The organism is Thalassotalea insulae, from assembly GCF_030161395.1.
Taxonomy (GTDB): domain Bacteria; phylum Pseudomonadota; class Gammaproteobacteria; order Enterobacterales; family Alteromonadaceae; genus Thalassotalea_E; species Thalassotalea_E insulae.
The window spans coordinates 3,982,753-3,997,730 of record NZ_BSST01000001.1 but is presented as its reverse complement, the minus strand read 5'-3'; the positions used below and the strand labels follow the sequence as shown (position 1 = coordinate 3,997,730).

10 protein-coding genes are annotated in these 14,978 nt (G+C 39.9%); 3 read left to right on the top strand and 7 right to left on the bottom strand.

All coding sequences use genetic code 11. The features are described from left to right. Positions 1-79 precede the first annotated feature (79 nt). Positions 80-1,207 carry a HupE/UreJ family protein gene (locus tag QQK06_RS17900; protein ID WP_284246169.1) on the top strand — a complete coding sequence of 376 codons (1,128 nt, stop codon included), beginning with the start codon at positions 80-82 and terminating at the stop codon, positions 1,205-1,207. A gap of 24 nt (positions 1,208-1,231) precedes the next feature. Here the strand turns inward: QQK06_RS17900 and QQK06_RS17895 are convergent, their stop codons facing one another. Next, complete coding sequence (locus QQK06_RS17895; protein WP_284246168.1) at positions 1,232-2,005, bottom strand: AraC family transcriptional regulator; 774 nt, start codon at positions 2,003-2,005, stop codon at positions 1,232-1,234. Between the two features lie 12 nt (positions 2,006-2,017). After that, a complete protein-coding gene (locus tag QQK06_RS17890; RefSeq protein ID WP_284246167.1) occupies positions 2,018-2,479 on the bottom strand; it encodes a carboxymuconolactone decarboxylase family protein in 462 nt (153 codons plus the stop codon). Between the two features lie 175 nt (positions 2,480-2,654). On the opposite strand from QQK06_RS17890, the gene QQK06_RS17885 reads away from it, so the two are divergent. Next, positions 2,655-3,473 (top strand): substrate-binding periplasmic protein, encoded by an 819-nt coding sequence (locus tag QQK06_RS17885; RefSeq protein ID WP_284246166.1) that lies wholly within the window; start codon positions 2,655-2,657, stop codon positions 3,471-3,473. 26 nt (positions 3,474-3,499) lie between these two features. On the opposite strand, the gene QQK06_RS17880 is transcribed toward QQK06_RS17885, so the two are convergent. Next, positions 3,500-5,446, bottom strand: coding sequence for a tetratricopeptide repeat-containing sulfotransferase family protein (locus tag QQK06_RS17880; RefSeq protein WP_284246643.1), 1,947 nt, complete (start codon positions 5,444-5,446; stop codon positions 3,500-3,502). A 50-nt stretch (positions 5,447-5,496) separates the two neighbouring features. Further along, positions 5,497-7,896: a TonB-dependent receptor gene (locus tag QQK06_RS17875; RefSeq protein ID WP_284246165.1), complete on the bottom strand. Its 2,400-nt coding sequence runs from the start codon at positions 7,894-7,896 to the stop codon at positions 5,497-5,499. A gap of 459 nt (positions 7,897-8,355) precedes the next feature. On the opposite strand from QQK06_RS17875, the gene QQK06_RS17870 reads away from it, so the two are divergent. Then, positions 8,356-10,308 carry a BCCT family transporter gene (locus QQK06_RS17870; RefSeq protein WP_284246164.1) on the top strand — a complete coding sequence of 651 codons (1,953 nt, stop codon included), beginning with the start codon at positions 8,356-8,358 and terminating at the stop codon, positions 10,306-10,308. 60 nt (positions 10,309-10,368) lie between these two features. Here QQK06_RS17870 and QQK06_RS17865 read toward each other — a convergent pair whose 3' ends face one another. From QQK06_RS17865 to ydiJ, 3 genes are all read right to left on the bottom strand, one after another. After that, positions 10,369-10,860 (bottom strand): MarR family winged helix-turn-helix transcriptional regulator, encoded by a 492-nt coding sequence (locus QQK06_RS17865; protein ID WP_284246163.1) that lies wholly within the window; start codon positions 10,858-10,860, stop codon positions 10,369-10,371. 143 nt (positions 10,861-11,003) lie between these two features. Next, the gene (locus QQK06_RS17860) at positions 11,004-11,603 is read right to left on the bottom strand and encodes a glutathione S-transferase (protein WP_284246161.1); all 600 of its coding nucleotides are present in this window, start codon (positions 11,601-11,603) and stop codon (positions 11,004-11,006) included. A gap of 49 nt (positions 11,604-11,652) precedes the next feature. Next, complete coding sequence (gene ydiJ / locus QQK06_RS17855) at positions 11,653-14,712, bottom strand: D-2-hydroxyglutarate dehydrogenase YdiJ (RefSeq protein ID WP_284246160.1); 3,060 nt, start codon at positions 14,710-14,712, stop codon at positions 11,653-11,655. Between the last annotated feature and the right edge of the window lie 266 nt (positions 14,713-14,978).

Sequence of the window (14,978 nt, the reverse complement as noted above, 5' to 3'; positions counted from 1 at the left end):
TAGTTAGCTGAACGAATAAATCTTCATAAAATAAAAAGCCGGTGATACCATCGGCTTTTTTTATTTCCGGTATAAAATCATGTCATCTTTTGCCAAAAAGTGCTTGCTGAGTGTTTATCTTTTTTTCAGTGTTTGTTGTTTAAGTGAAGCTCATAATGTCGACAAAAGCTTTGCTAAACTCAATATTTTAGATCAACAGGTTTATCAATTAACAATTGAGTTTGATACCCTGCATCTAGCAAAAGCGGCGTTAGACTTTCAAGGCACAGATGCAGAATTAACAACAGAACTCACCGCTTTATCGCTCAGCGAGCTAAAACAACTGCTAGCAGCGATAAAACAGGATATTCAAAGTAACAGCATACTATTAGTCAATGGTCAGTCAACGCCACTACCCGAGTTTCACGGTTTAACCTTAGGTGAAGTAAGATCGCTGTTATCAAATAGTTCAAGGCTTAATGGCTTTATTTTACCGCTGACCACCTCAGGGCGCATTCCAAAAAATACCGAACACATTGCCATACGTTTTGCTCCTGCACTTGGTGATGTCATTTTAACCGTTGCTAGGCCCAGTAAAAGTCTGGTCAGCATGAATACCGTTAGCACGCCGATTGTACTAAAACAAGACGACCAGACTGAACAAGCCCTGTCACAGTGGCAAACTGCGATGACTTATCTCTATCAAGGCTATGTTCATATTTTACCGAAAGGTTTAGATCATATTTTATTTGTCTTGGCGTTATTTCTGTTAGCAAAAAAAGCGTCAAGCCTGCTTTGGCAAATCAGTGCCTTTACCATCGCACATACCATCACTTTAGCTTTAGGTATTTTTGGCATTGTTAACCTTCCCGCCAATATCGTTGAACCTATAATCGCGTTATCAATTGCTTATGTTGCAATAGAAAATATTTTTCAGCAAAAACTTACCCACTGGCGACTACCTTTGATTTTTGTCTTTGGCTTATTACACGGCTTAGGTTTTGCCTCGGTATTATTAGAATTAGGGTTACAGCCAGCGCAGTTTATTACCAGCCTCGTTGCCTTTAATCTTGGTGTAGAAATCGGTCAGTTAACCGTTGTTGCACTAGCCTTTGGTTTATTGTCATGGTTTTATCACCGCCCCTGGTATAGACAGCGTATTGTTATTCCACTAAGTGCCGTAATCGCGTTAACCGGTAGCTATTGGTTTATTGAACGAATTGTTTAAGCTTTGGATAAAGAAAGTAAAAAATTAAAGGTAACGCTTAGTAAACGCTTTAGGCGTTACCTTGGCAATCAACTTGATCTCTCGATACATATGCGCTTGATCGTTATAACCGTATTCAAGCGCTAACGCAGCCAGGTTCGCATCCGTATTATGTTTCAAATATTCAAGCGTCTCTTTAACTCGCCATATCCGCTGATAATGTTTTGGTGTAATATCCACCCACTGTTTAAATTGCCGCTCCAACTGACGTTGCCCAATAGTTAATTGCTGTGAAAGAGCGGCTAAAGTATCGCAGGTTTTTATCTTATTTAGTGCAACTGTTAGTGATATTGGTCTCAACTGAATATCATTCACTGCGTCACTGCACCACAGATAAAGCTGATAGATCCGGCTATAATGAAGCTGCGTGTGCAACAGCGCAAGATACAGTTGATTGAGCGCTTCTGATAAATGTTCAAGCGCCTGAATAGACTGTGGCTGACTAAAATGTTGACCTAATAAGCCAAATCCTATGCCGGAGTGAAACCTGATACCAGCTAAAACAGTACCAGGAGATAAAATCAAGGTTTGCGCTTCTTTACTGGTTGGCGAAATGACGACACCTTGGGAATAGAAAGCGTCACCAAACTTCACTTTACCAGCTAAGACAAAAGTGATGCCAGAGCAGGCATCACTTAATAAGGTGCGACACACAGCCTCTGATGCCCATTGAGGCACAGAAGCTGACCATATTCCCTGAAGGTACGGAGATAACTTTCCTTTCGGTTGAAATAAGTGAAAGTTTAACGGCGTTGCCACATTACCATCCAATCAATTAGGTTTATAACTGCCAATTTCAGGTTTAAAGATTTTGGCAAAACGATTCCAACTATTGATCGCATTAACGGCTATTGTCAAATTGATCAGCCCTTTATCACCAAAAACAGATAGTGCTTCTTGATATCTTTGCTCATCAATTCGCTCACCGGCAGTTAGCGACTCAGCCCATGCTAAAGCAACAGATTCAGCTTGTGAATAAAACGGCATATCACGCCAGGCGTTAAGTCCATATAATTTTTCTACACTAACTCCCTGCTGCACGGCTTCATGATAGTGCATATCAAGACAGAATGCGCATTGATTAATTTGTGAAACACGCATTTTAACTAGTTCCCATAAACCGACCGTCATAGGTAAACCATCAATAAACTCAGTTTTTAAATAACTCTCCTGTGCGAGTAAAATTTCCAATGCTTTCGGTGCTAATTCAACATAATTTAATCGTGCTTTCATTTGATTCTCCTGTTAAAACATTAGTTAACTGAGTAATAACACTCAGGACGATTAGCAGAATAAATGACACTTAATGATAATTATTGGATATTTTCGACATTTCTGGGCTATAACTATAAGATGCTGGCAGAAAATTTCGACCAGATAACTACCCTACTAGTCAGGCAATATAATAATGACAAATAACGATCCACTCCATACTAAAAAACAACGCCCAAAGCTATTAGCGCTGTTCATAGTTAGCATGTCATGGTGTTTATTCTGCCAGGCAGCAGAGCAAAAATTAACGAGCATTGAAATTATTACCGGTGAATACCCGCCAGCGATCAGCCAGCAAGCACCCGATAATGGCTACGTTGCGCGTTTGGTCTCTGACGCTTTTGCGCTGGCAGATATTAAAACCACGTTTACTTTTCGCCCTTGGGCAAGAGGGATACGTATGGTCAGACTGGGTAACAACCCCGTTATTATGTATTACGGAAAAACACAAGAACGATTAGATTCATTCTATTTCAGTGACCCTTTATTCCAAGAACAATGGTTTCTTTTTCATTTGAAGTCTACTCGGGTCAATTGGCAAAAGCTAATCGATTTATCCCGTTTTAAAATAGGCGCGACACTCAGTTACTCCTACACCAAAGAGTTTCATGATCTGGCAGATAAAAACGTCCTGAACGTAAACTGGGTCAGCAGAGACGAACAAAACTGGCATATGCTAATGGCAGGACATATCGATATTTATCCGGCAACGAATGCAGGCTGGTATCAATTAAATAAGCTCTATAGTAAAGAAGCAGTGGATCTTATTACTACCCACCCTAGCCCGTTTCTTACCCACTTAGCCTATTTGCTATTTTCTAAACGGCACCCACAAGGAAAATATTTAAGAGATCAATTTAACAAAGGCTTTGCTAAATTAAAGCAATTGCATCCGCTGAGCTATTACATTCCTAATAGTGAAAACCAATCATGGCCATCCGAACCAATAAATTAATCAAAGCTTAACAATCACAACTGCCCTTAGGCGAGTAAAGCTTTTAACTCATCAAGATAGGGGGCAAAGTGCTGCCACTGCTCCAGCCCTTTTCTATTAATCGGCTGTCTTACTTGCTCTGAACTTGCGGTACGTACCGCTCTATCCGTTTTATAAAATTCAAAACAACTCGCTTCCACCGGTAATTCAAGGTAAGTGAATATATCTCTAATGGTTTGCTCAGATTCAGCGACTAGCGTTTCGTAATTCACGGTAAAAATCTCGCCTGGATATACCTGATGCCAGTGCTCCATTAATGACTGATAACCTTGATAATAAGCGGCAATATCAGCAAATGAATAACTAAACTCCTGACCTTCAGCAAACAATTGCTTAAAAACACTGAAACAGCAAGATAAAGGTTCACGCCGGGTATCAATGATCTTAGCATTAGGTAAAATCGATTTAATCAGCCCAATATGTCTGAAGTTATTCGGCATTTTATCAATAAAGTAAGGTGCACCTTGTCGATAAACCTGAGTTTCAGCTAAATAACGCGCACCAAAATCGGCTATATCCTTTTCGGAAAGCTCAGCTAATATCTTGGGGTAGCGAGCATCGCTGTGCTTAAATTTACGACCATTAAGTTCCTGAACATAAGATAATATTTGAGGCAATTCTAAGGTACCGTCGATTTGCGAATGTGAAGATAATATTTGCTCGACTAAGGTTGAACCGGTACGCGGCAAACCTAAAATGAAAATAGCATCATTTGCCTTATGCCCTGACGCCTTTAATTTTTGTGCTCGCTCAGCGCTAAAAAATGCTTGTTGTAAATCAAAGTTATGTTTCATTACCCCAGCATCATAGTTAATTAACTGACGTTTAATTGTATTGCCTTGCTGATAATGAAAAAATGATTGTTCAAACTGTTTGAGATTTTCAAAGGCCTTACCCAAAGCAAAATGTAGTTGTACCTGATCATCTTGCGTTACGGCAGGTTGTTTAACAACGTGCTGCATTTTCTCGATCATCTCTGGCACAAAGCTGTAAGTTTTTAAATTGGCTAAACTCCAATACGCATCGGCTAATCCGTTATCAGCAGTTATTGCCGCCAGATAACTGTCGATCGCTTTACCCTGATCGCCGATAGTTTTATAGACATGACCCATTAATAATGGCACAACCGGATTTTTGCGATCCTGAGCCATTAGATATTGATAGTGCTCAAGCGCGCTGTCATATTGACCAATCGCCGCTTCCTGATTTGCCAAGGTTAACAAGCTAGTGTAATCATCCGGCAGTGATTCAGATAGCGCGAGTGCTTTCTGGTACGCCAGTTCAAACTTCTGACGTCGGTGTAAGACATTAATATAGTCAAATTGCACCCAGCGATTATTCGGTGCTAATTGGTAACAGGTTTTTAATAAGAATTCGGCATCATCGAGCACATGGTGTTGCTCGGCAATTTTCGCTAATAATCGCATCGCTTCAACATGTTTTGGCTGTTTCATTAAAAAATGCCGACATAACTTTTCCGCTTTATCGAGTTTATCTTCTGCAATAAAACTGCTGACACTGATCAACTCTTTCGGCAGCGTTTTTAAGTAATCGAGATTATTCGTCGCTGTGCTTAATTGTTCCTGATCCTGGCTAAACTCTTTAACTCCTAACCAGCTAGCATAAAGGGACGGATTGCATTTCACCGCTTTAAGGTAATATTCCAATGCTTTTTGTTGGTCATTGAGCGCGCGATAAACATGTGCCAACTCCTGATAACCCCGGCCATAACCAGGTGATAGCATAATTAATCGTTCTAAATATGAAATCGCTTGCTCATAGTCAGTTAAATAACGACAACTCACTGCCGCTAAATACAAGGCATCGCTATTATCACTGTGTTGTACTAATAGCTGCTGAGCGAGCTCAAGTGCCGATTTAAACTGCCCTTGTTGGACATATCGCTGAATAGTGGAAATATTTGCTGTGTGCATAGACAATTAAAAAGTCCCGCTGAGCGGGACTTTAGGTTAACTAATGTTGATTAATAATAACTGTAGCTAAAAGATAAGCCAATCGTTCGCGGTCTATTTGTCGTGACTCGCGGAATATCATCCTGATTATTAATAAATAATTCAGCGCGCTTATCCGTTAAGTTATCAATATAAAATTTCGCGGACCAGCTGTCTTTTTCAATTCCGATTGAAGCATTTAATAAACTGTAGCTATCTTGTTTTTGACGCTCACTGGCAACAATTGAACTGTACGAGCTACCGGCATATTGAGCCGCTAACTGCCAGTTAGCGTAATACTCGCCAACTTCCCAGTCATAACGTGCGCGAAGGTTTCCTTGAAACTCAGGCGTTAATGGCAAAGTACTGCCAATAGGAGCCATTTCAATCACTTCAGCTTTTAACGCCGTTAATTCAGTTTCATTGTATGAAAACGCGCCGTATAACGTTAAATTATCAGTTGCCTGCCAGGTGATGTCACCTTCAAAGCCTTTGATCTCAGAATCTGCCGCATTTTCAATAAAAGTCAAAATAGAAACATTAACCGGATCAAAACGTGATACCTGCATGCTATCCCATTCGATAAAATAAACATTACCATTAAAGCGTAATGAGTTATCCATTAACATTGCTTTCCAACCAAACTCATAGTTGGTGACATCATCGGTATCATAAGTCACTTCAACGTCTGGAAATTCTGGATTTGCCGAAGGAATTCCACCACCACGGTTAAAGCCACCAGGTCTGAAACCTTCGGAATATGTCGCATATAATAAGACATCATCGTTTGCCTGATAGCTCAGGTTGATTTTAGTGATAACATCATCGGTTTTTAATGGCTCTTTTGAATGACCACCTGATGCATCATAATCACGACCACTATCGCCATCAACGCCGGTTTGAGCAAAGTTTGAAGACCCAGTGAAATCAGATTCAATCTCATACCAACGTAAGCCACCAGTTAAGGTTAATGAATCTGTTAAATCATAAGATAACTCACCAAAAAGCGCGATTTGTTCTTCCGTTCGGGTGATATCGTTAAAGAATGCAACACCCGATGGACGTGCATTCGGATTGATACTATTTGCCGTGGAAATTGGCGCATTCGGCGCAAAACCTAATTCAGGTGTGGCAACATAAACATAATCATCTTGCGTTTTGATGTCAAAATCATCATAGAACACACCACCAATAAAGCGTAATTTTTCATTGGCGTCGGTCGCGACACGAAACTCATGGGTACTACGCTGTTGTTCTTGCTGACCTTTAAAACCTTTAGTCGGATCTAAACATTCACGATAGCTCACTTGTTCTGACGCATAACTACAGGTGTACCAAGGAATATAACCACCGCTGTTGTTATAACCGGTATAGTCAATAGACTGCTCAACTTCACGATCTAAAAATGCGCCGGTATAAACAATTTCAAGCTCATCAATAAAGCCTTTTACCGTCCAGGATGTCTGACCAAATTCATCTCTTAACTTATCTGGGAAATAACGCTGAACTTCTAACTCACCCAATTCAGGATCGTAATCAAAGACCCCATCAGCACCTAATTCTTGTTGAGTATGCTGAACTAACAATTCCCAACTTTCGTTGATCTCATATTTAAGGCCAAAACGACCGCCAGTATAAAAGCTGTCATTAAAGTCTTTTTCCACTAGGTCAGTATTATTTGCCGTATGATAAACCGTATCACTTGGTAAACCTTTCACACTGTCTGCAACATTGTGATTAATGCTTGGGTCTAAAGTAAATTCACCATAGACATTATCAATATAACCACCTTTATGAACACTGTACATCGCCGCTCTAAAAGCAATATCATTTGTTAGTGGTAAGTTGATGTAAGCTTCTACATTGTTGCTCATTTCTCCTGATTTGGTCGAAGATAAGCCAGAGGTAAAGCCTGCTTCAAAACCAGAAAGATCTGGCTTTTTAGTAATATAACGTACCGTACCAGCCTGTGAGCTAGCACCAAACAAGGTTCCTTGTGGCCCCGGCAATACTTCGATACGTTCTAAATCTGTAGCGTAAACATCCAGGTTACGACCTGGTGCCGTTACCGGTTGTTCATCTATATATAAAGCAACATTTGGGCTTGTTCCTTGAGCGCCAGATAACATCACAGTGATCGGTTGAATAGCCATACCACGAATAAAAACATCAGCCTGTCCTGGCCCTCGTCCACCAACAGTAACATTAGGCATATAACGAACAAAATCGTCAAAATTGCCTATATTATTATCTTTAAGATCTTCATCACTCATCGCCTGCACAGCAACTGGCGTTGATTGAATATTTTGCGTTCTTTTCGTTGCTGTTACTTCAATAACTTCTAATTCTTTAGTATCAGCATAAACAGATAAAGAAGTGGATAATCCCAGAGCGGAAAGTACGGCACATGTAATGGCCTTGCGTTGAAACATAGTTCTCCCATTGAACAGTTTTTGTTTTGTTACCTAGAACGTATGCGTGTTTATTACTTGAGTGTTGTTTTGTGCTCACGCTTGCAAATAACATTTGTTTGGTATTTCTAATACGCTATGGCTTGCTTTAAATCGCATTGCTGCGACGCTCAACTATCACCTCGGCCCTACAATATTCTAAAGTGTCATGCAAAAACGCATTATCTTCAAATAAATAGCAAACAAATTACTGCAAAAAAATAGACTTAACAGCTCAATACGTTCTTATAATTTCAACTCTAACCAATCATATTAGTTATTTTTAATAATCAAATTAAAGTTAATTAGTTTGTATTATAACATTTAATTCAAAAGTAAACACCTAATAACAAACACAAACTAGCGCACATTTTCTTCCTTTCACTGGTGAGTTAACGATATAATACTATGAACTCTAATTTTTAGATGTATGAATGTTTAATGAAAAAAATCAACACAACAATTAATCCTTCAGTATTTTTTACCTCGACACTGATCATAGTGTCCTTGTTAGTGATTTCTATTTATTCACCACAAGTGGTAAATAAGTTTTTTTCTAGCGCTCAGGAAAGCATCACCACTAATGGCAGCTGGTTTTATGTATTAACGGTTGGTATTATTCTCGGCTTTGTTATTTACCTCAGTATGTCTAGATTCGGCTCAATTAAATTAGGACCGGATCACGCCACGCCAGACTATAAACTCTCCACTTGGATCTCGATGCTATTTGCCGCAGGTATGGGCATAGGTTTGATGTTTTTCGGCGTTGCTGAACCCATCATGCACTATTTGTCGCCGCCAACCGCAGATAAAGGGTCACTGGAAGCAATCAAAGAAGCGATGAAAATCACTTTTTTCCACTGGGGATTACATGCCTGGGCGATTTATGCCATTGTCGCGTTAATTCTGGCGTATTTTTGCTATCGTCATCAATTGCCACTGACCTTACGTTCAGCACTGCATCCTATTATTGGTGATCGCATTTACGGCTGGCCAGGACATTTAGTGGATATTTTTGCGGTAGTAGGTACGGTGTTTGGTGTTGCAACGTCATTAGGGTTAGGAGCAACTCAAGTGAACGCCGGCCTTAATTATCTATTTTCTATCGACATCAGTCAGTCAAATCAACTAGTGATCATGTTGGTAATTACTGCAATGGCATCAATATCTGTTGCAACCGGTTTGGATAAAGGTATTAAAATTTTATCCGAAATCAACATGCTGCTCGCTATCGCTCTGCTACTCTTTATTTTCATATTAGGGCCTACGGTATTTTTACTCAAAGCTTATGTACAAAATATCGGCGGTTACTTGTCTGATATCGTCTCCAATACCTTTAATTTGTTTGCCTACGAAAAGAAAAACTGGATTGGCGGCTGGACCATATTTTACTGGGGCTGGTGGCTAGCATGGGCACCATTTGTCGGGTTATTTATCGCCAGAATTTCAAAAGGCAGAACCATACGTGAATTTGTCTTTGGCGTGATGATAGTGCCTACCGCTTTCACCCTGCTATGGATGACGATCTTTGGTAATGCTGCTATCTATCAGGTAGTTGAGTTAGGTATCGATAAATTAGCGGTCATGATCAATCAAAATTCCGCGGTTGGTCTGTTTGTCTTTTTAGAAAGCTTTCCGTGGTCGAGCGCACTAACGGCATTGTCTTTACTTATGATAGTGATATTTTTTGTTACCTCCTGTGATTCAGGCGCTATGGTAATTGACATGTTATGTTCAAATGGTCGAAGCGATACGCCACTATGGCAACGACTTTTTTGGGCGATTTGTGTTGGTGTCGTCGCCGGAGTATTAACGTTAATTGGTGGTCTGGACGCACTACAAACCATGACTATTGCCAGCGCCCTGCCTTTTTCGATAGTACTGCTACTTGCCTGTTTTGGTTTAATTAAAGCACTGCGTATTGAATCAGCAAAACGAGACAGCCTGCAAATTAACACCGTACCAACTAATTACAATGACGATGCAGATAACTGGCAGGAAAAATTAGATAATATTTTAGCGACACCAAATAAGAAAAACGTCGATATCTTTATTAAAACCCGGGTCAATAAAGCATTTGAAAAAATCATCGAACAATATCAGGTGAATGATATTAAAGCCGAGATTTCCACTGTTGCAACCGGAATAGTCTTAACGGTATTTCACGGTGATGAACAAGATTTTATCTATGGCGTTCATAAAAAGCAGCATACTCAGCCGGATTTTAATGCTGAAGAAAATAACGATAATGAAAGCTATTACCGTGCAGAAGTACACTTGTCAGAAGGTGGGCAGGATTATGATATTATGGATTGGTCAGAAACAGCAGTCATTAACGACATTATTGATCAATACCAAAAACATATGCACTTTTTACACTTGCTAAGAGAATAATTAACAAAATGAAGATCAACTCGAGATAATCGCTTATTCATTATCTCGAGTTAAACTGAACTATTCTTTGTGCTGAACTGCACTCATATGCATTGAGTTTAGTTCTAATACCGGCGCTGCATCCAACTCATTGGCATCCATCATAGTGGCAATACGTTGCATCGAAGAAAGCAATAAGGATTGCTCCCAGTCAGCTAAGTTACAAAACTGCGAAATAAAATGCTCTTGTAATAACTGAGGCGCATCAATCAATGAATTACGACCTTTTTCAGATAAATACAAACTAACACGACGTTTATCTTCTGAGCTTCGTACCCGCTCGATTAAGCCACGGTTTTCTAATCGATCTAATATATTAGTTACCGTTGCGGCACTTAAATTAATTTGCTTAGCGACCTGACTGGCAGTCACGCCTTTAATTCTAGCGATTTCCTGTAAGATCAATAACTGAGGCCCAGTTAAACCGGACAACTTATTAAGTTGCTTGGAATGTAGATCTATTGCGCGGATCACTTTGCGAATAGAAACTAGTAGTTCTTCGTATTTTTCCATTTACCCAATTTATATTATGACTAATTAAAACTAGTGTAACATTAAACCTGCCAGACAAAATATAGCGAAATGCTAACACGTTGAAAAATTGTGCTAACATCGCGCTAATTGGGCAAATATAAACCGAGCGTTATTATTAATTGCTACACTTTACGCCAGCGCTGTGCTTGTTTAATCGCGTATTGCAGTAAAGGCCAATTCAATAAACTTTGCTGATATTCACCCGCTTTACCTGCCAATTCAACACCGTAAGTCTGTAACCTGAATGCTAAAATGGCATAAAAGGCATCAACTATGCCTGATCGCTCAAACATAAACGGCAACTGCGCACTTGCAAATATCTCACTTATACGTTCAAGCTCAGCCGTCATTTCACTGGAATATGTTGTTAATGGTGTAACTTCATCGAGCGTAAACGGGCATACAGTTCTTATCTGACTAAAACCTGAATGCATTTCACTGCATAAACTTCTCGCTAATGCCCTTTCATTAACAGCTTGCGGGTAAAGTAAACCATCTGCATATTCATTAAAATATTCTACGATGGCTAATGAGTCGTGAAGCACCAGTTCATCATGAATCAATGCAGGGACCAGTCCCGTGGGAGAATACGTTAAGATCTGCCGTTTATAGTTATCAGCAGTTAAATTGATCACTTCAACATCGAATTTGATGTTAACCAATTCAGCACAAATAAGCGCTCTTAATGACCAAGTAGAATCTGTCCCCACAACTAACTTCATCTCATTATTCCTTTTGGGTTATTTATCCGCTATTTCACTTGCTATATTATCAAGCAATATTTTCCAATAAGACTTCCACTGGATGTCGAGTACTAAGCTTTCCTAAACGCTTAGTTTGTGAACGGCAAGAATAACCAGTCACCACCAGTTGCTCTTCATTGAGTTCTTTTAGCTTAGGCTCCCAGCTTAACTGATATAACCCTTTTGAATTGTCTAAATTCGATTGTTCATGTCCATATGTGCCCGCCATGCCACAACAACCAACGGAAACACTTTCAAGTGTTAAGCCAAAAAATGCAAATATCTGCTGCCATTGTTGCTCACTGCCAGCAAGTGCTGTTTTCTCAGTACAATGAGCAAACAACTTATAAACCGTGGTATTTTCGCCCGAATATTGATGATTTTTTATTTTTTGATACTCGATCACCGATAACAACCATTCATGGGCCAACAACACCTTAAACTCACCACGGCTAGCTTTCAATGACTGTTGATATTCATCACGATAGCACAGTGCTAATGATGCATCTAAACCTATCATTGGAATATTCAGCTGCTGTAATTGATTTAAAAATGCCGCGGTATTTTGCGCAGTTTTAGCAAAGCGTTTTAAAAAACCTTTAACATGCTGCGGCTTACCGTTTGGTTTAAACGGCAGTAAAACCGGCTTAAAACCTAGTCCGGTGGCAAGCTTCATCATATTTTCCACCACAGTAGCATCATAAAATGAAGTAAAAGGATCCTGTACAATAAACACATAATCCTGACGCTGTTCTGTCGACATTTGTGCAAATTTAGCTAAATCAAAGTGTTCAAAGCCTTGTTGTTTAACACGTTGTTTTAATGTTGGCACTGATAGTAATGGCGTATCAACATAGCCAATTGTCGCTTTTGAGGCCTTATCATATAACTTGCTCGACAACACCTTATTCACTAACTTCGGCGCTTTTGCCATTAACGGCGTTAAGGTTTCAACATTAGCCACTAAATGATCTTTTAACGGTCTAAAATACTTTGAATGGTACAAGTTGACAAAGCGCGCACGAAAATCGGGAACATCCACCTTAATTGGACACTGGCTAGCACATGCTTTACACGCTAGACAGCCTGACATGGCTTCCATCACTTCATGAGAAAAATCATCCTGATTGCTGTTAGTTAGTTTATTACGCACTTTATCCAGCAGCTGCTTGACCGACCAACCACTAACTTGCTGCTCAAGCGCTAAGACATCAATACCTTTATTCTCTAGCAATCGTAACCATTCCCGCATCAAACCAGCACGACCTTTTGGTGAATGGCGGCGATCCCGAGTAATTTTACTGGATGGACACATAGGGCTAGCTGCATCGTAATTAAAGCATAAACCATTACCGTTACATTCCATCGCCGATTTAAATGAGTCTTTGACCTTTACCGGAATTTGACGATCAAAAGTACCACGTTTGATACCATCAACCGAGACCAATTGCTCATGGGAATCTATCGGGGTGCAGATTTTACCTGGGTTCATTTTATTAAGCGGGTCAAAAACGGTTTTAATTTTTCTTAATTCTGTAAACAGCTCATCACCAAAAAATTCCGGTCCATATTCACTGCGATAACCTTTACCATGTTCACCCCACATTAAACCGCCGTATTTCGCGGTTAATGCCACCACTTTATCGGAGATTTGTCGCATAATTTTTTCTTGCTCGGGATCGCACATATCCAGTGCCGGACGAACATGCAATACCCCAGCATCGACATGACCGAACATGCCGTAATGCAATTGGTAGCTATCTAACAACTCTCGAAACTCAACGATAAAATCCGCTAAATTCTCAGGTGGTACAGCAGTATCTTCGGCAAAAGCTAACGGTTTTTGATTGCCCTGAGTATTACCTAATAAACCAACCGCTTTTTTACGCATCGCATAAAGCTTATTGATACTAGCAAGATCAGAAGTGACCTGATAACCAATAACGCCAGTTTCAGCGGCAATATCTTTATCCAGCTGCGCCGTAAGTTTTGCCACCTCGACAGCTAACGCGTCTGCAGATTCACCGTTATATTCCACAATGTTAATGCCATCCATAACCTTATTATCAACATCACAAAGTAAATCACTAACCGAATGCCAGATAATGTCCTGCTTGGCGAGGTTTAATACTTTGGAGTCGATCGTTTCAACAGAAGTAGCATTCGCAGCCACTAAGGTTGGCGAATGACGCAGCGCAGAGTCAAAGCTATCGTACTTAATATTAATTAAAGTTTTCGCTTTTGAGATCGGCGTTAAATTAAGTTTTGCTTCACAAACAAAAGCCAATGAGCCTTCAGAGCCAGTGATCAAACGGCTTAAATCGATAGTTTGCAAATCTTCACTAACGGCATGTTCAAGATCATAGCCAGTTAAAAAACGGTTTAAACGAGGAAACTTAGCTAATATTTGCTCACGTTTATCAATACTAGTAGCAATAACCTGCGCTAAGATTTTACCTAGCGTTGTCTCCTGATTTGCCAGTTCTTTGGCTTGTTCTAGAGCTAATGGACTAGTTGATAACAGTTCACCATTCGCTAACACTGATTCTAACGCTAAAACATGGTCTGAGGTTTTACCATACACTAACGAACCTTGTCCTGAAGCGTCAGTGTTGATCATCCCACCAATGGTTGCCCGGTTACTGGTGGATAAATCAGGCGAAAAGAAAAAACCAAAGGGACGCAAATAATCATTAAGTTGATCTTTTACTACGCCGGCTTCCACCCGTATCCAGTTTTCTTTGACATTAATTTCTAAAATACGATTCATGTATTTTGATAAATCCACCACTATACCTGGCGTTAAACTTTGGCCGTTAGTGCCAGTACCACCACCTCGGGCGCTAAATTTTATTGCCTGATACTTCTGCTGATTGGCCAATTGCGTGATCACCTGAACATCCTGCTTAGTACGCGGATGTAACACCAGTTGCGGCAATTGCTGATAAATGCTGTTGTCTGTTGCTACCGCAAGACGTGCGCTGTACTGGTTACTAACCTCACCAGTAAAGTGTTGCTGGGCAAGTGCATGAGCAAATTCTTGATAAAGCGGATCAATAAGTTCTTGGGGATCTAACCGAGGTAACATAACAGCATAATAATAGACAAATTAAAGTTGTTTGCAGTATATCACCGCTCAAAATGAAATTTTAGCTTTATAGCGCATAGGCTAAGAACTTTTTACGCTAATAGTCTGTTGTGAAGTTCTTACGGTTAAGCCAGTAATTCAGGTTAAAACTTACCGCCAATGTTTTAGCTGGCCAGAACTAAACGAACAAAATAAACGGCTTTTGTTCGCTTTAACAGCCATTGGCCATTACTACCATTCTTGAACTAAATTAATTAAGCTGAATT